Below are 20,385 nucleotides of genomic sequence, written 5' to 3'. Positions count from 1 at the left end.
GTTGGGCGAGTGGCCGCACATTATAAACGCGCCCGCGCTGGCCGCCGGTCGCACGGTTGGCCGCTTTTCCGGCGTATTGAAATCATTACGTGCGGGGTAATTGAGGCGCTGCTTGCGCCCGCCTACGCTTCAGGCAGGTCACCAACGACTGGATCCAGGAGCGTGAACATGCCGCAAGCCATCGCAAGACTGCTGCCCCGCAAGACAAGCCAGAACGGCGCCATCGACCCGCGCATGCGGCATATGGTGGAAAACGTGCTGATGAATTCGCCCGTGGCCCGCGGGCTGGGCATCCGGCTGGAAGTCATCGAGCCGGAGCACGTCGAGCTGGTGCTGCCGTTCCTGACGACGAACGTGACCCATGGGAGCATCGTCCACGGCGGCGTCATCGCCACGCTGATCGATATCGCAGGCGCCGCGGCAGCCGCATCCGGCGCGAATGGAGACGAGGTGCGGGGCGGGGCGACCAGTTCGCTGACCGTCCAGTACCTGGCGCCGGCCCAGGCCGCCACCCTGCGCGCCGTGGCAACCGTGGTCCGCCGCGGCCGGCGGCAGGTGGTCAGCGATATTGCGGTCTACGCGGAAGCACCGGATGAGGGCGTGCTCGTGGCCAAGGCGCTGATGTCGAGCGCAATGTTCTGACCGGGCAGAGACCGGCAGAATGAGGCAGGCGTGAGCCTGCGTTCTCGATAATTTGCAATTAACGGCCTGAAAACATACCGACTCACCTTACAGGGTTGCGGTATTTGAATGGGTTTCACTTCTGGCAGGGCAAGGCATCCAGCAAGTGAATCTGGATTTCGGTCGGGCGGCAGGCAGGGCGCTCTGCCGCCCCGGGTCAGGCCGGCGAGCAGCGCAACGCTGTGCCGGCCCGTTCCGATCAGTACTTCCAGAAGATCTGCTGCAGCGCCTTGCTGTCGTTGCTCTTCGTCAGCGCCAGCGCCATCAGGATGCGGGCCTTCTGCGGCAGCTGGTCGTCGGTGACGATCCAGTCGTACTTGTCATCCGGCTGCTCGGCATTGCGGATCACCACGCCGCTACCGGTGCGCGAGGCGCGCACGATCTGCACGCCCTTCGCGCGGGCGGCCTTGAGCGGCTCGACCATGTAGTCGCCGACGCTGCCATTGCCGGTCGCGGCATAGACGATGGCCTTGGCGCCGTTCTTCACGGCAGCGTCGATGCTGGCCGGGTTGACGTTGCCGTAGGCATAGACCACGGCGACTTCAGGCAGCTTGTCGATCTTGTCGATGTCCCACTCGGTCTGCATGGTGTGCGGGCGCGCCGGCAAGCGGTAGTACAGCGTGCGGCCTTCGACCACGTAGCCGAGCGGGCCGAACGGCGAGCGGAAAGTCTCAGTCTTGAAGGTATTGCTCTTGGTGACGTCACGGCCGGTATGGATTTCGTCGTTCAGTATCACCAGCGTGCCCTTGCCCCTGGAGGCCGGGTTGGATGCAACCAGCACGGCGTCGTACAGGTTGAGCGCGCCGTCCGCGCCCAGCGCCGTGCCCGGGCGCATCGAGCCGACGACCACCACTGGCTTGTCGCTCTTGAGCGTCAGATTCAGGAAGTAGGCCGTTTCCTCGATAGTATCGGTGCCGTGCGTGATGACAATGCCGTCGACATCCGGCTGCTTGAGCAGCTCGGAGACGCGCTTGCCCAGCTTGAGCAGGCGTTCGTTGTTGAAGCTTTCCGAGCCGATCTGGAAGATCTGCTCGCCCTTGACGTTGGCGACCTTCGAGATCTCGGGCACCGAGGCGATGATCTTGTCCACCGGCACCACGGCCGACTGGTATGCCGCGGTATTGGTGGCGGAAGCACCCGCGCCGGCGATGGTCCCGCCGGTGCCGATGATGACGATATTGGCCTTGCGGGCTTCGGCCGGTGCGGTGGCAGGTGCGGCGGACGGTTGTGCGGCGGGTGCGAGCTGCGCGTGGGCAGTGCCGGTGATCAGGCTGGCCGAGAGCAGGGCAGCGGCCAGCATGCTGGCGCGGGCAAGATGTTTCATGATTCTCCTCGGTATATATACGAACGTGTAGGCACGTATAGGAACGACACGGCATGCCTTTTGGGTGGAGCAGGGTCGTCCGTGTTCAGTCTCGTGGCTGCCCGCCACGGACCTGTTTTCCAGGGCCACGAACGGGCAGCGGCAGAGACTATACGTTAGGAGAATTTGCCGCGGGAGCCTCTGTGAAAGGGTTATGCCGATTCGGCATGAAGATGCCGGGGCGATAACTCAAATCGCATACATATCGAGGTATTCGTTGACCGCCACGCCTTCCAGCCTGGCCTGGTCGAGCGACACGGCCAGGATGGCTTGCTGCTGCCTGGGAGGGAAGCGGCGGGCCAGGTTCGTCCTGAATTTCTCGACCAGCAGCGGCATCCCTTCGGCCCGGCGGCGCTTGTGGCCGATGGGGTACTCGACCATTACCTCGTCCAGTACCGTGCCGTCGTCCAGTTCGATGGTCAGTGCATTGGCGATCGAGCGCTTGTCCGGGTCGTGGTAGTCGGCGGTGAATGACTTGTCTTCGACGCAGACGATCCTCGCGCGCAGTGCGTCGATACGCGGGTCGGCCGCTACCTTGTCCTCGTAGTCCTCGGCGGTCAGGCGGCCAAACAGCAGCGGCACCGCCACCATGTACTGGATGCAGTGGTCGCGGTCAGCGGGATTGTTCAGCGGGTCGGTCTTGTCGATGATGCGCAGGCAGGCCTCGTGCGTGCGGATGGTGACGCGCTTGATATCGGCCGCGCTCTTGCCGGCACCGGCCAGCGCGCCATGCAGCGTCATGGCGGCTTCCACGGCGGTCTGTGCATGGAATTCGGCCGGGAACGAGATCTTGAACAGCACGTTCTCCATCACGTACGAGCCGTAGGGGCGCTGGAATCTGAACGGCTGCCCCTTGAACAGCACGTCGTAGAAGCCCCAGGTCTTTGCGGTCAATACCGACGGGTAGCCCATCTCGCCGGTCCGGGCGATCAGCGCCAGCCGCACTGCGCGGCTGGTGGCGTCGCCGGCCGCCCAGCTCTTGCGGCTGCCGGTGTTGGGCGCGTGGCGGTAGGTGCGCAGGCTCTGGCCATCCACCCACGCCAGCGACACGGCATTGAGGATCTCGTCGCGCGACAGGCCCAGCATCTGGGCGACCACGGCGGTCGAGGCCACCTTGACCAGCACCACGTGGTCCAGCCCGACCTTGTTGAACGAGTTTTCCAGCGCGATGCAGCCCTGGATTTCGTGCGCCTTGATCATGGCCGCAAGCACGGCCTTCATGGTCAGCGGCTTGCGGCCGGCTGCGACGTTGCTGCGCGAAATCCAGTCGGCGGTGGCCAGGATGCCGCCGAGGTTGTCCGACGGATGGCCCCATTCGGCCGCCAGCCAGGTGTCATTGAAGTCCAGCCAGCGGATCATCGTGCCGATATTGAAAGCGGCTTGAACGGGGTCGAGCTGGAACTGGGTGCCGGGCACCCGCGCGCCGTTGGGCACGATCGTGCCCGGGACAACGGGGCCCAGCAGTTTGGTGCAGGCAGGGTAAGACAGCGCTTCCAGCCCGCATCCGAGCGTGTCGATCAGGCAGTTGCGCGCGGTGTCGTAGGCGAGGCCGCTCTTGATCTCGTACCCGGTGACATAGTCGACGATGTCGACCAGCACGGGGTCCGGGTCGGGGCGACTGGCAGACTGTGTGTCAGGAGCAGACATAGGCCTCACCGCTTCAGTGGTTGGTCAGAAGGCATCCCCCGGCACGCGTACCCAGCCTTCCATCAGCACACGGGCGCTGCGGCTCATGATGGCCTTTTTGACCACCCATTCGCCATCGACCTGTTGCGCCTCCGCGCCCACGCGCAGCGTGCCGGACGGATGACCGAAGCGTACCGCATTGCGCTCGCCGCCGCCCGCCGCCAGGTTGACCAGCGTGCCGGGGATTGCCGCGGCGGTGCCGATCGCGACCGCTGCCGTGCCCATCATGGCATGGTGCAGCTTGCCCATCGACAGCGCGCGCACCAGCAGGTCGACATCGGCTGCTGCCACCTTCTTGCCGCTGGACGCCACATAGTCCACCGGCCTGGCGACAAAAGCGACCTTCGGCGTGTGCTGGCGCCTGGCGGCCTCGTCCACGTCCTTGATCAGGCCCATGCGCAGCGCACCGTAGGCGCGGATGGTCTCGAACATCGCCAGCGCCCTGGTGTCGCTGTTGATGGCGTCCTGCAGCTCGGTGCCGGTGTAGCCGATGCTCTCCGCATTGACGAAGATGGTCGGAATGCCGGCGTTGATCATGGTGGCCTTCAGCGTGCCGACGCCCGGCACTTCCAGGTCGTCCACCACATTGCCGGTCGGGAACATCGCGCCGCCGGTGCCCTCTTCCTCGGCGGCGGGGTCCATGAACTCGAGCTGAACTTCAGCGGCGGGGAAGGTCACGCCGTCCAGTTCGAAATCACCGGTTTCCTGCACTTCGCCGTTGGTGATGGGCACGTGGCCGATGATGGTCTTGCCGATATTGGCCTGCCAGATGCGCACGATGGCGACACCGTTCTGCGGGATGCGGGCAGGGTCGACCAGGCCGCCGCTGATGGCGGCAGGGCCGACGGCGGCAGAAAGATTGCCGCAGTTCCCGCTCCAGTCGACGAAGGGCTGGTCGATCGAAACCTGGCCGAACAGGTAGTCGACATCGTGGTCCGGCCGGCTGCTCTTCGAGAGGATGACCGTCTTGCTGGTGCTCGACGTGGCAGCGCCCATGCCATCGATCTGTTTGCCGTAGGGGTCGGGGCTGCCGATCACGCGCATCAGCAGCGCATCGCGTGCCGGACCGGGGACTTGTGCGCTCTCGGGCAGGTCTTGCAGGCGGAAGAACACGCCTTTGCTGGTGCCGCCACGGATGTAGGTAGCGGGGATTTTGATCTGGGGTACGTGGGCCATGGAAATCTTTGTCCGAGTTAGGCCAGGGGCCTTATCACAGCTTAGGAGTCAATCCAGAGGGTAGCAAAGCGCGGCGCTTGTTTGCTCCCCTTCCCCGCAAGCGGGAGAGGGGAGCGTACAGTGCCTTAGGCCGCCGCCTTGGTCGACTCCAGGAAGTCCTGCGCGAAGCGCTGCAGCACGCCGCCGGCTTCGTAGATCGACACTTCCTCATCGCTGTCGAGGCGGCAGGTTACCGGCACTTCCACGCGCTCGCCGTTCTTGCGATGGATCACCAGCGTCAGGTCGGCGCGCGGCTTGCGTTCGCCTTGCACATCGTAGGTCTCGGTGCCGTCGAGGCCGAGCGTGGTGCGGTTCACGCCGGGCTTGAACTCCAGCGGCAGCACGCCCATGCCGATCAGGTTGGTGCGGTGGATGCGTTCGAAGCCTTCGGCCACAATCACTTCCACGCCCGCCAGCCGCACGCCCTTGGCCGCCCAGTCACGCGACGAACCCTGGCCGTAGTCGGCGCCGGCGACGATGATCAGCGGCTGCTTGCGGTCCATGTAGGTCTCGATGGCTTCCCACATGCGCACGACCTTGCCTTCCGGCTCGACGCGCGCCAGCGAACCCTTCTTCACCTTGCCGTCGACCACGGCCATTTCATTGATCAGCGTCGGGTTGGCAAAGGTGGCGCGTTGCGCGGTGAGGTGGTCGCCGCGGTGCGTCGCGTAGGAGTTGAAGTCCTCCTCGGGCAGGCCCATCTTCGCCAGGTACTCGCCGGCGGCGCTGTCCAGCAGGATGGCGTTGGACGGCGACAGGTGGTCGGTCGTGATGTTGTCGCCCAGCACCGCCAGCGGACGCAGGCCCTTGAGCGTGCGCTCGCCGGCCAGCGCGCCTTCCCAGTAGGGCGGGCGGCGGATGTAGGTGCTCTGCGGACGCCAGTCGTACAGCGGGCTGATCTTCTCGCCGTTGTCCACCGCGAAGCTGAACATCGGGTCGTAGACCTTGCGGAACTGCTCGGGCTTCACGCTCTGCGCCACGATCGCGTCGATCTCTTCGTCGGTCGGCCAGATATCCTTCAGCGTCACCGGCTTGCCGTCCTGGTCCGTGCCCAGCACGTCCTTCTCGATATCGAAGCGGATGGTGCCGGCAATGGCGTAGGCCACCACCAGCGGCGGCGAGGCCAGGAAGGCCTGCTTGGCGTACGGGTGGATGCGGCCGTCGAAGTTGCGGTTGCCCGAGAGCACTGCCGTCGCGTACAGGTCGCGGTCGATGATTTCCTGCTGGATCTTCGGATCCAGCGCGCCCGACATGCCGTTGCAGGTGGTGCAGGCAAAGGCGACGATGCCGAAGCCGAGCTTCTCCAGGTCCGGCAGCAGGTTTGCTTCTTCCAGGTAAAGCTCAACGGCCTTGGAGCCGGGCGCAAGCGAGGACTTGACCCACGGCTTGCGGGTCAGGCCGCGCGCGTTGGCGTTGCGTGCCAGCAGGGCGGCGGCAATCACGTTGCGCGGATTGCTGGTGTTGGTGCAGCTGGTGATGGCGGCGATGATCACTGCGCCATCGGGCATCAGGCCTTCGGCTTCCTGCGCGCGGGCCTTGTCCAGGTCGACGGCGATGCCGCGCTCGGCCAGGTCCGACGTCGGCAGGCGCTTGTGCGGGTTCGACGGGCCGGCCATATTGCGCACCACGCTCGAGAGGTCGAACGTCAGCACCCGCTCGTACTCGGCGTGCTTCAGCGAGTCCGCCCACAGGCCGGCGGTCCTGGCGTAGGTTTCCACCAGCTTGACCTGCTCGTCGTCGCGGCCGGTCAGGCGCAGGTAGTCGAGGGTCTGGTTGTCGATAAAGAACATCGCTGCCGTGGCGCCATACTCGGGGGCCATGTTGGAGATGGTGGCGCGGTCGCCGAGCGTCAGGCTCGAGGCGCCTTCGCCACGGAACTCCAGGTACGCGCCGACCACCTTTTCCTTGCGCAGGAATTCGGTCAGGGCCAGCACGATGTCGGTGGCGGTAATGCCGGGCTGGCGCTTGCCGGTCAGCTCCACGCCGACGATATCCGGCAGGCGCATCCACGAGGCGCGGCCAAGCATCACGTTCTCGGCTTCCAGGCCGCCCACGCCGATGGCGATCACGCCCAGCGCGTCAACGTGCGGCGTATGGCTGTCGGTGCCGACGCAGGTATCGGGGTAGGCCACGCCCTTGTCGGCGTGGATCACCGGCGACATCTTTTCCAGGTTGATCTGGTGCATGATGCCGTTGCCCGGCGGGATCACGTCGACGTTCTTGAACGCCTTCTTGGTCCAGTCGATGAAATCGAAGCGGTCTTCGTTGCGGCGGTCTTCGATGGCGCGGTTCTTGGTGAAGGCATCGGGGTCGAAACCACCGCATTCCACCGCCAGCGAGTGGTCGACGATCAGCTGCACCGGCACCACCGGGTTGACCTTGGCGGGGTCGCCGCCCTGGTCGGCAATGGCGTCGCGCAGGCCGGCCAGGTCCACCAGCGCGGTCTGGCCCAGGATGTCATGGCACACCACGCGCGCGGGGAACCACGGGAAGTCGAGCTCACGCTTGCGCTCGATCAGTTGCTTCAGCGAATCGGCCAGCGTGGCCGGGTCGCAGCGGCGCACCAGGTTTTCTGCCAGCACGCGCGACGTGTACGGCAGCTTGTCGTAGGCACCCGGCTGGATGGCCTCGACCGCGGCGCGCGCGTCGAAGTAATCCAGCTTGGTGCCCGGTAGCGGTTTGCGGTTTGCAGAATTCATGGTGTAGGGAAATCAATATTGGTATGAAAAAGGGGTAGTGGCCCAGTGTCAGCGGCCAACTACCCCCTTGCCCGCAGGCCCGGATCAATGCAACCCGACGCGGAGCAAACCGGCAGCCGGTCTTACTTGCGATCCTTGATCGGCACGAACTTCAGGTCCTCCGGACCAGTGTAGTTGGCGCTCGGACGAATGATCTTGTTGTCGATGCGTTGCTCGATAATGTGCGCTGCCCAGCCCGAAGTGCGGGCAATCACGAACAGCGGCGTGAACATCGCGGTCGGCACGCCCATCATGTGGTAGCTCACGGCGCTGAACCAGTCCAGGTTCGGGAACATCTTCTTGATGTCCCCCATCACCGTTTCCAGGCGCTCGGCGATGTCGAACATCTTCATCGAACCGGCGTCCTTCGACAGCCTCTTCGCCACGTCCTTGATGATCTGGTTGCGCGGGTCGCTGATGGTGTACACCGGGTGGCCGAAGCCGATCACGACTTCCTTGTTCTCGACGCGGCGGGTGATGTCGGCCTGGGCCTCATCCGGGTTGTCGTAGCGCTTCTGGATCTCGAACGCGACTTCATTGGCGCCGCCGTGCTTGGGGCCGCGCAGCGCGCCGATGGCGCCGCAGATGGCCGAGTACATGTCCGAACCCGTGCCGGCGATCACGCGGCCGGCGAAGGTCGAGGCATTGAACTCATGCTCCGCGTACAGGTTCAGCGACGTGTTCATGGCGCGCTCCCACAGCTCCGACGGCTTTTCGCCGTGCAGCAGGTGCAGGAAGTGTGCGCCGATCGAGTCGTCGTCGGTTTCCACCTCGATGCGGCGGCCGTTGTGGCTGTAGTGGTACCAGTACAGCAGCATCGAGCCGAGGCTGGCCATCAGGCGGTCGGCGATGTCGCGCGCGCCCGGGGTGTTGTGGTCTTCCTTCTCCGGCAGCACGGTGCCGAGCACCGACACGCCGGTGCGCATCACGTCCATCGGGTGGGCGCTGGCCGGGACCCATTCGAGCGCGGCCTTGACGTTGGCGGGCAGGCCGCGCAGCGACTTCAGCTTGGCCTTGTAGGCGGCCAGTTCAGCCTTGTTGGGCAGCTTGCCGTGCACCAGCAGGTGGGCGATTTCCTCGAACTCGCAGGTGTCGGCGATGTCGAGGATGTCGTAGCCGCGGTAGTGCAGGTCGTTGCCGGTACGGCCGACCGTGCACAGCGCGGTGTTGCCGGCGGCTACGCCGGACAGGGCGACGGATTTCTTGGGCTTGGGAGTGGCGAGCGGTTGCGCTTCGGACATCTGGGTCTCCTTGATGTGATGCCTGGTATTGCCTGTTCTGAACTGTGCAAACGGCCGGGCATGCCCGGCCGCGCTTGTGTGTCTTGCTTACTTGCCCTTGCCTTGTGCAAACAGGGCGTCGAGCTTTTGCTCGAAATCGTGGTAGCCAATGCTCTCGTAGAGCTCGGCCCGGGTCTGCATGGAATCGACCACGTTCTTCTGCGTGCCGTCGCGGCGGATGGCCGCGTAGACATTCTCGGCTGCCTTGTTCATCGCGCGGAAGGCCGACAGCGGGTACAGCACCATCGACACGCCGGCGCCGCCGAGTTCCTCGGTGGTGAACAGCGGTGTGGCGCCGAATTCGGTGATATTGGCCAGCACCGGCACCTTCACTGCGTCGACGAACTTGCGATACATGGCGAGATCGGTCATGGCCTCGGGGAAGATGGCGTCGGCGCCGGCTTCCACGCACGCCACGGCGCGCTCGATGGCCTTGTCCAGGCCTTCCACGGCCAGCGCATCGGTGCGGGCCATGATGACGAAGTTCTCGTCGGTGCGGGCGTCGACGGCGGCCTTGATGCGGTCGACCATTTCACCCTGGGTGACGATTTCCTTGTTGGGACGGTGCCCGCAGCGCTTGGCGCCGACCTGGTCCTCGATATGCATGGCCGCCGCGCCGAACTTGATCAGCGACTTGGTGGTGCGGGCCACGTTAAAGGCCGAGGCGCCGAAGCCGGTGTCGACGTCCACCAGCAGTGGGGTGTCGCACACGTCGGTGATGCGGCGGACATCGGTCAGCACGTCGTCCAGGTTGGAGATGCCCAGGTCGGGCAGGCCCAGCGAGCCGGCCGCGACGCCGCCGCCCGACAGGTAGATGGCGCGGTAGCCGGCGCGCTTGGCCAGCAGGGCGTGGTTGGCGTTGATGGTGCCGACCACCTGAAGCGGATGCTCGTCGGCAAGCGCCTGGCGGAAACGGGCGCCAGCGGAGCGCGCGAGGTCGGAAGCGGAGTAGGTCATGGCGTTTGCGTGGGTGAACGGAACAGGCCATTAGCGCAAGGGCTGTGCCAGGCGCCTCGAAGACTCTTTGGAATCTGCCGCCAGGCCTTGTCAGGACTGGGCTAGCGGGAAATTCGGTACGATCGTCGCGAGCCCCGATGTATCGATTTCGATGCATTTGCATTTCAAATTTGAAATCGCTGATTTCATGCTTGAAATATAGCCGGGACCGGCGCACAATCGCCAGCACTGTACGCCTGTTGTCGCGTTCGTTGCCACCCGTTTCATTGATGAGCCCTCCCGTTTCCACCCCGGCCCGCCCGCGCATCTGGGCCATCGGCATCAGCCGGCTTGCGCGCGCCTTTGCCGACCTGATTCCCGCCTACGCCAGCCGTGCCGAATTCCGCATCGTCGGCAAGGGCTATGAAGCCGCCGCCAGCGCGGTCGCCCGCGAGGCCCGCGAAGGCCGGCTCGATGTGGTGGTGGCCGGTGGCTCCAACGGCGCCTACCTGCGCCAGCACGTGGACGTGCCGGTAGTGCTGGTGAAAGTGACCGGTTTCGACGTGATGAGTGCGCTGGCCACCGCCCGGCGTATTTCGTCGAAAGTGGCGCTGGTCACGCATGCGTCGACCTATGCCGAGGTTGATGAATTCGTGCGGGCGTTCTCGCTCTCGATCCCGGCCTATACCTATCTCACCGAAGACGATGCCGTGGCGCGCGTGAAAGCGCTCAAGCAGGAAGGCGTGCAGGTCGTGGTAGGGCCGGGGCTGGTGACTGACCTGGCCGACCGGTTCGGCCTGACCGGCGTGTTCCTGTACTCGGGCAATTCGGTGCGCATGGCGCTGGAAGACGCAATCGAGGCCGCGCGCCTGAGGCGCATCGAGGCGGTCCGGCGCGACTACGTCAACACCATCCTGGCGCACCTGAACGAAGGCGTGGCGGCCGTGGACGCGGAAGGGCGCATCCAGTCGTTCAACCCGGCGATGGAGCGCTTTCTCGGCACTACCGCCGCGGCCGCAGTGGGGCGCAAGCTGCAGACGCTGGCGCCGAACCTGGCGCTGGAAGGCGTCATGCAGAGCGGCAACAAGGAACTCGAAGCCATCCACAAGCTCGGCGACAAGATGGTGGTGGTCAACCGTATCCCGATCACCAGCGAAGCCGGCACCACCGGCGCCGTGCTGACCATCCAGGACGCCAGCGCAATCCAGCGCGTGGACCGCAACCTGCGCTCGCGCAGCCGCACGCGACCCGCCGGCGTGCGCTACAGCCTGGACGACCTGGCCGGCACTTCCGCCGCCATGACCGAACTGCGCGAGCTGGCGCGGCGCTACGCGGCCGTCGATTCAACCGTGCTGGTCGGCGGCGAGAGCGGCACCGGCAAGGAGGTGCTGGCGCAAGGCATGCACGATGCCAGCCCGCGCCGCGCCTTCCCGTTCGTTGCCGTCAATTGCGCCGCGTTTCCGGAGGCCTTGCTGGAAAGCGAACTGTTCGGCTACGAAGAGGGCGCCTTTACCGGCGCGCGCCGTGGCGGCAAGGCAGGCCTGTTCGAGTCCGCGCACAACGGCACGCTGTTCCTCGATGAAGTCGGCGACATGCCGCCGGCACTGCAGACCCGCCTGCTGCGCGTGCTGCAGGAAAAGCAGGTGCTGCCGATCGGCGGGCTCGAAGCCGTGCCGGTCAACGTGCGCGTCATCGCCGCCACCCACCGCGACCTGCCGGCGCTGGTGCGCGTAGGCACGTTCCGGCAGGACCTGTACTACCGCCTGAACATCCTGCGCATCGAAATGCCGCCGCTGCGCGAGCGTGCCGAAGACCTGCCGGAACTGGCCGACCTGCTTTACCGGCGCGCGCAGGAGCGGCTTGCCATTGAGCGGCCCCAACGGCTGCCGGCCGCGGCCCGCGCGCAGCTGGCCCGCTATGACTGGCCTGGCAATATCCGCGAACTGGAAAATGTCACCGAACGCATCGCCGTGCTGGTCGCGGGGCGGCGCATGGAGGCCGATGAAATGCTGCGCGAGCTGCAGGCTGCTGCGCCGGAATTGTTCGGCGGCGGTTCCAGCCTGCCACAGGATGTCGTCATTGCATCGACACCGGCAGGCAAGGGCGCCCGCCAGCGTGGTGCCGGCCGCTTGCTTGCCGGCGTGGCCCAGGCCAGCGAGGTCGAGCATATCCGGCGCGTGCTGGAAGAATGCGGCGGCGACCGCATGGCGGCATGCCATGTGCTCGGAATCAGCCCGACTACGCTCTGGCGGCGGCTGAAGGCGGCCTGACTTCGCGACGCCGGCCGGATACGCGCTATCAGCCGGCATGCTGGCCCGGATGTGCCGCGTGTTTGAACGGTGCCGGCACCAGCCCCTTGCCCGCCAGCCATTCCTGGTTGAACAGCCGCCCGAAGTACAGGTCGCCCCGGTCGCACAGCAGCGTGACGATGGTATGGCCCTTGCCCATCTCGCGCGCCAGCGCGACCGCCGCCGCCACGTTGATGCCGGACGAACCGCCCACGAACAGGCCTTCCTCGCGCAGCAGGCGGTAGACCATGTCCACGCAGCTCTGGTCATCGATCCGCACCGCATCGTCGATGGGAGCGCCGGCCAGGTTGGCGGTGACGCGGCTGGAGCCGATGCCTTCGGTGATGGAACTGCCCTCGGCCTTGACCTCGCGGTGTTTCACGAAATGGTAGAGCCCGCTGCCATGCGGGTCGGCCAGCACGATGCGCACATGGTGGCTGCGCTCCTTCAGGCATTGCGCCACGCCTGCCAGGGAGCCGCCAGTGCCGGTGGCGCAGGTGAAGGCGTCGATGCGCCCGGCGGTGTCATGCCAGATCTCGGGGCCGGTGGTCTCGTAGTGCGCCTGGCGGTTGGCAACGTTGTCGAACTGGTTGGCCCAGATGGCGTTTTCGGTTTCTTCGGCCAGCCGCCCGGCAATCTTCTGGTAGTTGCCGGGATCTGCGTAGGGCTTGGCGGGTACGGCCCGTACTTCGGCGCCCAGCATGCGCAGGCGCTCCATCTTTTCAGGCGACTGGGTGTCCGGAATGACCACGATGCAGCGATAGCCGCGTGCCGCGCAGATATGCGCCAGGCCGATGCCGGTATTGCCTGCGGTGCCCTCGATCACGGTGCCGCCCGGCTTGAGGGTGCCGCGCCGTTCGGCGTCGCGGATGATGTAGAGGGCCGCGCGGTCCTTGACGGAGCCGCCAGGGTTGAGGAATTCGGCTTTGCCGTAGATATCGCAGCCGGTTGCCGCGCTCAGCCCGCCCAGCCGGATCAGCGGCGTGCGCCCGATGGTGCCGACAAAACCGTCCCTGACGTCCATGATGCACTCCTGTCGCGCCCGGCAAGGGCGTCATTCAGAGTGATAGATGGGGTACGGCGGATTGACAAGCAAGGGCCGGGAGTCAGCCCCGGGCGGGCCTTCAGGCGGCATCCAGCCAGCGGAAGCTGAAATCGCCCTCGACGAAATCCTGTCGTGTGGCGTGAAAGTCACGCATATAGGGGCGGTTGAGGTGGGATTCGAGCGCTCGCTTGGAGTCCCAGACCATATAGACGACGAAGACTTCGGCATCCTCGGCGTCCTGCCCGACGTGGTAGTTCAGGCAGCCAGGCTCGGTCAGGCCGCGCGAGCGCAGTGAGGTGAGCTGGGACACCAGGGCTTCACGGCGGTTGGCCTTGGCGCGGGCGATGCCGACTAGCGTGTACGTTCTGGACATGGATGACCGGCGAGCGTCTGGCTGGCGTCTGGTGAGCGTTTGGCGCGCCATTGTAGCGCCGGCGCGCGGGCCTGCCGGAATGCCCGACGGCGGCGTCCGGACATTCGCCGGCCGCTTGACAAGCCCGGCCTGCCTGGGATTGCAGCCATGTGGCGCTAAAGTTCTGCCGGCTGCCGCCGTTATCTGCCCCGAGAACAAGAAAACCATCATCCGAGGGGCGTCGCATGCTGAGAAGAATCAAGGCGGAGCAACTTCAGGTCGGGATGTTTGTCGCCAGGCTGGGCGGCTCGTGGATCAATCATCCGTTCTGGCGCGCGCGTTTCCTGCTGAACAGCGAGGATCAGGTCAACCAGATCCGCTCGGCAGGGGTGCAGGAAGTCTGGATCGACATCCTCAAGGGCCGCAACTTGCCGGCCCCCGAGGCACCGCCTCCTGAAATCGCGCTGCCTGAGCCTGCAGTCCCTGCCAGCACGCTGGAAGCGGAATTCGCCCGCGCGCGCGAGCTGCTGCAGTCAGGCAAGTCAGTCATCGGCTCGATGTTTGCCGACGTGCGCATGGGCCGCGCGCTGGAGGTCAACGGCGCGCTGCTGCTGGTCGATTCCGCCTCGAAATCGTTGTCGCGGCACTCGCAGGCGCTGATCGCGCTGGCGCGGCTGAAAGCACGGGACGACTACAGCTATCTCCATTCCTTCGCTGTCTGCGCGCTGATGATCGCCCTGGGCCGCACCCTGGAGCTGCCGGAGGAGGAAGTGCGCGAACTCGGCCTGGCCGGGCTGATCCATGACATCGGCAAGCTGACGCTGCCCGAAGCCGTGCTGCACAAGGCGGCCTCGCGCACACCCGCCGAAGACGAGGCCATCCGCCGCCATCCGTCCGCCGGCTATCGCATCCTGAACGAGGCGCGGCTGTACTCGAATATCGCGCTCGATGTCTGCGTGCACCACCACGAACGCGTGGATGGGCGTGGCTACCCGTTCGGGCTGGTCGGCCGCGAACTCAGCGTGCACGCCAAGATCGCCGCCATCTGCGACACCTACGACTCGCTCACCTCCAGCCGGCCCGGCCACCAGGAGTGGTCCCCGGCCCGCGCGATGGAATACATGGCGGTGCGTGTCGATACCCTGTTCGACCGCCGCGTATTCAAGGCCTTCACCCGTACCGTCGGCATCTACCCGCTCGGCACCGTGCTGCGGCTGCGCTCGAACCGGCTGGCGGTGGTGTGCGCCCAGAATGCAGCCGACCCGCTGCGCCCTCGCGTGATGGCGTTCTACTCGGTGACCGAGTCCGCCGCGCTGGCGCCCGAAGTCATCGACCTGCACGAGAGCGATGACAGCGTGGTGGCGTTCGAAAACGCGGCCGACTGGGGCTATACGGACGAGAAGCTGATGGCAATGTACGCGCCGCAGGCGTAGCGGCATTGGCGGGCCGGGGGCATCGCCGGCGCCGCCATGTGCGGGGCAGGGTGGCCACGTTTTGTACACTATGTGGCCAAGCACCTCCTAACGGCCGCCCCCGCCATGACTTTCGATGCCCTGCTGGAGTTGTTCCAGCAACGTATCCCCACCCATCCCTGGGCGCAGATATCGCTCTACCTTGCCGTCCTGTTGCTGATCGCCACGGTGTCGCAATGGCTGGTGGCACGCGTGGCGGCGCGTCTTGCCAGCCGCGTGCTGGTAGTGGCCGGCAAGGAGCCGTGGGCGAAGGCGCTGATGCGCCACCGCGCCTACCGGCGCTTTGGCTACACCCTGTGGTTCGCTGTTGTCACTCTCGGCATCGGCGAGGTGCCGCATCTGGGGCGCTACACCCAGGTCATCGAGCGGCTGACGCATGCCGGCGCCTGGATCTGCTTCTTCGTGATGCTGGGTGGCGTGCTCAGTGCCTGGCAAGAGGTCTACGCCGGCACCACGCGCGCGCAGACACGCTCGATCAAGGGCTATATCCAGGTCGGGCGGCTGGGGCTGGGGCTGATCTGCGCCGTGCTGGTGCTGTCGATCCTGATCGACCGCTCGCCGCTGTGGATGCTGTCGGGCCTGGGTGCGCTGTCGGCGGTGCTGCTGCTGGTGTTCAAGGATACGCTGCTGTCACTGGTGGCCAGCACCCAGCTGACGTCCAACGACATGCTGCGCATCGGCGACTGGATCGAGATGCCGCAATGCAATGCGGATGGCTACGTCAAGGACATCGCCCTGCATACGGTCAAGGTGCAGAACTGGGACAACACCGTGACCACGGTGCCCACCTACAAGCTGTTCTCGGAAAGCTACCGCAACTATCGCCAGATGTTCGAATCCGGCGCACGGCGCATCAAGCGCACGCTGCGGCTGGATGCGGGCAGCGTGCGCTTCCTGCAGGACGACGAGGTCCACGCGCTGATGCGCTTCCGCCTGCTGCACGATTACCTGGAAGAGAAACAGGCCGAGGTCGACCGGGCCAACCGCTTGCTGATCGAGGCCGGCAGTGATTCGGTCAATCGCCGGCGCCTGACCAATATCGGCACCTTCCGCGCCTACGGCATCGCCTACCTGAAGGCGCACCCGGAAATCCACCATGACCTGCTGCTGAACGTGCGCATGATGGAGCCCGATTCACAAGGCATTCCGGTCGAGATCTACTGCTTTACCGCGCTGACCGCATGGATGGACTACGAGCGGATCCAGGGCGACGTATTCGATCACCTGCTGGCGATCCTGCCCGAGATGGGGCTGCGGCTCTACCAGGCGCCATCGGGTGCCGACCTGACCGGCGTGCGCATCAGCCCGGTGCTGGCGGCGGCCCAGGTGGCAGCCGTGCAGGCCCAATCGGGCCATTCAGGCCAGACAGCGCAGGCCGCGCCAACCGGGCACATCGGCCATCCTGGCTGAGCCGGCCGCGAGGGCTGGCTTCCTCTGTCAGCTTGCGGTGCGCGGCTTCACGCGGCCAGCGGCTTCCCTGGCTCGCGTGCGGGCGGTTTGCACGTCATCGGCATAGGCCAGCGCCACCCCCATGCGCCGCTTGGTGAAGCTCTCCGGCTTGCCGAACAGGCGCACCTCGGTTTGGGGCACGCGCAAGGCCTCATCCACACCATCGAACACTACACCCTGCGCATCCACGCCACCATAGATCACGGCGCTAGCGCCCGGGCCGCGCAGCGCGGTGCTGACCGGCAGGCCAAGGATCGCACGCGCATGCAGTTCGAACTCGTTCTGCCATTGCGTGGCCATCGTCACCATGCCCGTGTCGTGCGGACGCGGGCTGACTTCGCTGAACCAGACCTGTTCGCCCTTGACGAACAGCTCGACGCCGAACAGGCCCTGTCCGCCCAGGTCGGAGGTGACCGCGCGGGCGATATGCTGCGCGGTCTCCAGCGCCTTCGGATGCATCGGATGCGGCTGCCAGCTCTCGACATAGTCGCCGCTGACCTGCAAGTGCCCGATCGGCTCGCAGAACTGCGTTTCCACCTTGCCATCGGCGCCGGGCGCGCGCACGGTCAGCAGCGTGATCTCGTAGTCGAAGTCGATAAAGCCTTCGACGATGATGCGGCCATGGCTGACACGGCCGCCGGCCATGGCGTAATCCCACGCCGCCCTGACGCCCTCGGGGCCGTCGATCTTGCTCTGGCCCTTGCCCGAGCTGCTCATCACCGGCTTGACCACGCACGGATAGCCGATGCCGCCGTCGATCGCGGCCTGCAGCTCCTCCAGCGAGTCGCAGAACTTGTACGGGCTGGTCGGCAGTCCCAGGGTCTCGGCGGCCAGGCGGCGAATGCCTTCGCGGTCCATGGTCAGGCGCGCGGCCCGGGCGGTGGGGATCACGCGCACCGTGCCGGCCGCTTCCAGCATTTCCAGCATGGGCGTGGCGATGGCCTCGATCTCGGGCACGACCAGATGGGGCCTCTCGGCTTCGATCAGGGCCTTGAGCTGGTCCGGGTCGCTCATGGCGATGGTGCGGGCATGATGCGCCACCTGCTGGCCAGGCGCGTTTTCATAGCGGTCCACGGCGATGGTTTCGACGCCAAGCCGCTGCAGCGCGATCAGCACTTCCTTGCCGAGTTCGCCGGAGCCGAGCAGCATGACTTTGGTGGCCGAGGGGGAGAGAGGGGTACCGATGGTGGTCATGTTCGACGTCGGGAGCGGGGTAAAAACCGGCATTGTACGTGCTGGCGCGACGGCCGGACGTTGACGGTGGGAGCGCAAGCGCGGTGCTGCCAGCCGCCCGGGCGTGCCGTACGGACTCAAAACAATTACATCTCGGATTGAGAAAACTAACTTCGCTGGAGCGGCGCCCCTTGGTTATCGTACGAAATGTGCTGTTGACAGCAATATATGACGATCGAGGCAGGGGCTTGCGAGCAATAACAGGTTTGATGTGCTTGGGAGACCGGGAAGGGCCATGCTGGCCTTCGTACTGGCCGCTGCGCTGCTTGTGCCGTGCGGCCCGGCCTTTGCGGATGAGAAGGAGGAAAAGAAACCCCTGACCTTCTTCGACCCCGAAGACGGCATGTTCGACATGAGCGATTTCATGCTCAACCACAAGGGCGCGCTGCCCGTCCCGACCATCATCACCGAGCCGGCGGTCGGCTATGGCTTCGGACTTGGCCTGATGTTCCTGTCGGAATCGATGGCGGAGGCCGCGGCCAATGCCAGGGCATCCGGCAAGGGGCCGGCGCCGCCGAACATCACCGTGGTAGGCGGCGCCTATACCGAGAATGGCGCCTGGGGCGCCGGGGTGGGCCACTTCCACACCTGGGACGGTGACCGCTATCGCTACCTTGGCGGCATTGCCAAGGTCAATGCCAACCTGGACTACTTCGGCCTGCTGAACCAGCCCCGCGCCTACCAGCTCCAGGGCGTTGCGCTGATCCAGCAACTGCTGGTGCGCATCGGCGATTCGCGCTGGTATGTGGGCCCGCGTTACGTGCTGTTCGATTCCTCGGCCACGTTCAAATTCGGCAACGCCGGCGAGCTGGGCAGCTTCGAGAAGGACCAGCGCATCGGCAAGGGCGGGCTGGTGGTGGACTATGACTCGCGCGACAACATCTTCTATCCGAACCGGGGCACCTATGCCGAGTTCGAGGCGCAGTTTGCGCGCGCAGGCTTCGGCAGCACCCAGACGTTCAATATGTACAACGCGCGCGGCTTTACCTGGCTGCCGCTGGCCCGTACGCTGATCCTGGGCCTGCGCGCCGATACCCGGTTTTCCACCGGCGACGTGCCGTTCTACGCGCAGCCATTCATCGATCTGCGTGGCGTGCAGAAGGGTCGATACCAGGACCGCAACGCGCTTGCCACAGAAGTGGAGCTGCGCTGGGATGTGACGCCGCGCTGGTCGGTGCTCGGCTTTACCGGCGCCGGCAAGGCATATGGGCGCTGGCATGACTTCTCAGACGCCACCACGGTCGTCAGCGTGGGCGCGGGCTTTCGCTACATGATCGCGCGCAAGCTGGGCGTGTCGATCGGCATCGACGTGGCGCACAGCAAGGACCAGAACGCGTTCTACATCCAGGTGGGCAGTGCATGGCGCTGACGAGGGCAGGCATTGGCCTGGCGACGGGCCGCAGTAGCCCTCAGGTCGTCGCCATTTGCGGCGGCCGGCGCTGCGTGGCGACAGCAAACGCAATCTGCGCCAGCCCGGCAACGAGCCCAAGCGCCACACCGGCCTGCCATGCCACGGTGTAGGAGCCAAGCGCGTCATACACAAGTCCGCCGCCAAAGGCGCCGGCAAAGCTGCCGATCTGGTGGCTGAAGAAGGCCACGCCACCCAGCATGGCCTGCCAGCGCAGGCCGAAGGTCTCGGCAATCCAGCCCGCCACCAGCGGCGCCACGCCCAGCCACAGGAAGCCCATCACCGCGGCAAACACCAGCGTGCTCGATGGCGTGGGCGTCGACGAAAAGTACCAGGCCAGCGCCAGCGAGCGAATCGTGTAGATGCAGCCAAGCAGCATCAGCTTGTTGACCCGGCCGCCGGCCCAGCCGAAGAAGATGCTGCCCAGCACATTGAACCCGCCGATCACGCCAAGCGCCTTGGCGCTCAGCATCGGGTCCATGCCGCAGATGTCCAGGTAGGAGGGCAGGTGCGTGGTCAGGAAGACCAGTTGCATGCCGCAGACGAAATACGCCATCGCCATGACCAGGAACGGCACATGGCGCAGCGCCGTGCCCAGTGCCTGGCGCGCGTTGTCCTGGCCGGTGCCGGCAGGAGCCGGGGCCGGCAAACGGTCCACACGGCCGGCAAACCATGCCGCCGGCAGCATCACCAGCGCCAGCACCACGAATGCCGCGATGCCCACGCGCCAGCCATGGGCCTGCGCCACGACCTGTCCGATCGGCGCCGCCACCAGCGCGCCGAGCGAGCCCGCCCCGGACACCAGGCCAAGCACCGTGCTGCGCATGGCCGCCGGCACCGGGCGCGCTGCCACCGCCATCGAAATCGCGCTGCCGGTGCAGGCCATCGAGGCGCCGATCGCGACGCCGGCGCCGAGCGTCACCCCAACCATGCCATGCGAGGTGGCGAGCAGGACCAGGCCGATCACGTAAAGCAGCGAGCCGCTCATCATCAGCGGCCGGAACCCGACCCGCGTCGCCCACGCGCCGGCCAGCGGCTGCAGCAGCCCCCAGGCCAGGTTCTGCACCGCGATGGCCACGGTGAAGTCCGAGACGGAAATGCCGATGTCCTTCGTCAGCGGCGGCATGAAGATGCCCAGGCTCTGGCGCAGGCCCATGGCCAGGCTGAGCATTACGGAAGCGCCAAGGAGGATGGGGAGGGCGGGGCGAAGGCCGCTGAGGCGGGGAGGGACGGGGTTGT

The 20,385-nt window shown here is 66.0% G+C and carries 15 protein-coding genes; 5 read left to right on the top strand and 10 right to left on the bottom strand.

Going from position 1 to position 20,385, the window contains the following annotated elements:
* The first annotated feature begins 168 nt into the window (after nt 1-168).
* The gene (locus RM96_RS01925) at nt 169-642 is read left to right on the top strand and encodes a PaaI family thioesterase (protein ID WP_039007105.1); all 474 of its coding nucleotides are present in this window, start codon (nt 169-171) and stop codon (nt 640-642) included.
* 238 nt (nt 643-880) lie between these two features.
* Here RM96_RS01925 and RM96_RS01920 read toward each other — a convergent pair whose 3' ends face one another.
* The 6 genes from RM96_RS01920 to prpB form a co-directional block, all read right to left on the bottom strand.
* On the bottom strand, nt 881-2,005 hold the full coding sequence (locus tag RM96_RS01920; protein WP_039007103.1) for an asparaginase: 1,125 nt from the start codon (nt 2,003-2,005) through the stop codon (nt 881-883).
* A gap of 228 nt (nt 2,006-2,233) precedes the next feature.
* Complete coding sequence (locus RM96_RS01915) at nt 2,234-3,691, bottom strand: bifunctional 2-methylcitrate dehydratase/aconitate hydratase (RefSeq protein ID WP_039007101.1); 1,458 nt, start codon at nt 3,689-3,691, stop codon at nt 2,234-2,236.
* Between the two features lie 24 nt (nt 3,692-3,715).
* On the bottom strand, nt 3,716-4,906 hold the full coding sequence (gene prpF / locus RM96_RS01910) for a 2-methylaconitate cis-trans isomerase PrpF (protein ID WP_039007099.1): 1,191 nt from the start codon (nt 4,904-4,906) through the stop codon (nt 3,716-3,718).
* Between the two features lie 125 nt (nt 4,907-5,031).
* A complete protein-coding gene (acnD, locus tag RM96_RS01905) occupies nt 5,032-7,644 on the bottom strand; it encodes a Fe/S-dependent 2-methylisocitrate dehydratase AcnD (protein ID WP_039007097.1) in 2,613 nt (870 codons plus the stop codon).
* Nucleotides 7,645-7,766: 122 nt separating this feature from the next.
* The gene (prpC, locus tag RM96_RS01900; protein WP_039007095.1) at nt 7,767-8,924 is read right to left on the bottom strand and encodes a bifunctional 2-methylcitrate synthase/citrate synthase; all 1,158 of its coding nucleotides are present in this window, start codon (nt 8,922-8,924) and stop codon (nt 7,767-7,769) included.
* An 87-nt stretch (nt 8,925-9,011) separates the two neighbouring features.
* Entirely contained in the window at nt 9,012-9,920 is a 909-nt protein-coding gene (gene prpB / locus RM96_RS01895) for a methylisocitrate lyase (protein WP_039007093.1), read from the bottom strand.
* 269 nt (nt 9,921-10,189) lie between these two features.
* On the opposite strand from prpB, the gene prpR reads away from it, so the two are divergent.
* Nucleotides 10,190-12,169 (top strand): propionate catabolism operon regulatory protein PrpR, encoded by a 1,980-nt coding sequence (prpR, locus tag RM96_RS01890; protein WP_082016384.1) that lies wholly within the window; start codon nt 10,190-10,192, stop codon nt 12,167-12,169.
* Between the two features lie 28 nt (nt 12,170-12,197).
* On the opposite strand, the gene RM96_RS01885 is transcribed toward prpR, so the two are convergent.
* Both RM96_RS01885 and RM96_RS01880 read right to left on the bottom strand, forming a co-directional pair.
* Nucleotides 12,198-13,211 carry a cysteine synthase A gene (locus tag RM96_RS01885; protein WP_039007092.1) on the bottom strand — a complete coding sequence of 338 codons (1,014 nt, stop codon included), beginning with the start codon at nt 13,209-13,211 and terminating at the stop codon, nt 12,198-12,200.
* Nucleotides 13,212-13,311: 100 nt separating this feature from the next.
* Nucleotides 13,312-13,605 (bottom strand): putative quinol monooxygenase, encoded by a 294-nt coding sequence (locus RM96_RS01880; RefSeq protein ID WP_039007091.1) that lies wholly within the window; start codon nt 13,603-13,605, stop codon nt 13,312-13,314.
* Nucleotides 13,606-13,829: 224 nt separating this feature from the next.
* Here RM96_RS01880 and RM96_RS01875 point away from each other — a divergent pair, with 224 nt between their 5' ends.
* Both RM96_RS01875 and RM96_RS01870 read left to right on the top strand, forming a co-directional pair.
* Nucleotides 13,830-15,017 (top strand): HD-GYP domain-containing protein, encoded by a 1,188-nt coding sequence (locus RM96_RS01875; protein WP_039007090.1) that lies wholly within the window; start codon nt 13,830-13,832, stop codon nt 15,015-15,017.
* A gap of 105 nt (nt 15,018-15,122) precedes the next feature.
* On the top strand, nt 15,123-16,466 hold the full coding sequence (locus RM96_RS01870) for a mechanosensitive ion channel family protein (protein ID WP_039007088.1): 1,344 nt from the start codon (nt 15,123-15,125) through the stop codon (nt 16,464-16,466).
* Between the two features lie 27 nt (nt 16,467-16,493).
* Here RM96_RS01870 and purT read toward each other — a convergent pair whose 3' ends face one another.
* Nucleotides 16,494-17,699 (bottom strand): formate-dependent phosphoribosylglycinamide formyltransferase, encoded by a 1,206-nt coding sequence (gene purT, locus RM96_RS01865; protein WP_082016383.1) that lies wholly within the window; start codon nt 17,697-17,699, stop codon nt 16,494-16,496.
* A gap of 274 nt (nt 17,700-17,973) precedes the next feature.
* Between purT and RM96_RS01860 the strand changes: the two genes are divergently transcribed.
* A complete protein-coding gene (locus RM96_RS01860; RefSeq protein ID WP_039007084.1) occupies nt 17,974-19,107 on the top strand; it encodes a BamA/TamA family outer membrane protein in 1,134 nt (377 codons plus the stop codon).
* Between the two features lie 40 nt (nt 19,108-19,147).
* Here RM96_RS01860 and RM96_RS01855 read toward each other — a convergent pair.
* A partial coding sequence (locus tag RM96_RS01855; protein WP_039007364.1) for an MFS transporter occupies nt 19,148-20,385 on the bottom strand: 1,238 nt, incomplete at its 5' end.

Origin of the sequence: Cupriavidus sp. IDO (assembly GCF_000812465.1) — a bacterium.
Lineage (GTDB): Bacteria > Pseudomonadota > Gammaproteobacteria > Burkholderiales > Burkholderiaceae > Cupriavidus.
This window is presented reverse-complemented; position numbering and strand designations above follow the sequence as displayed.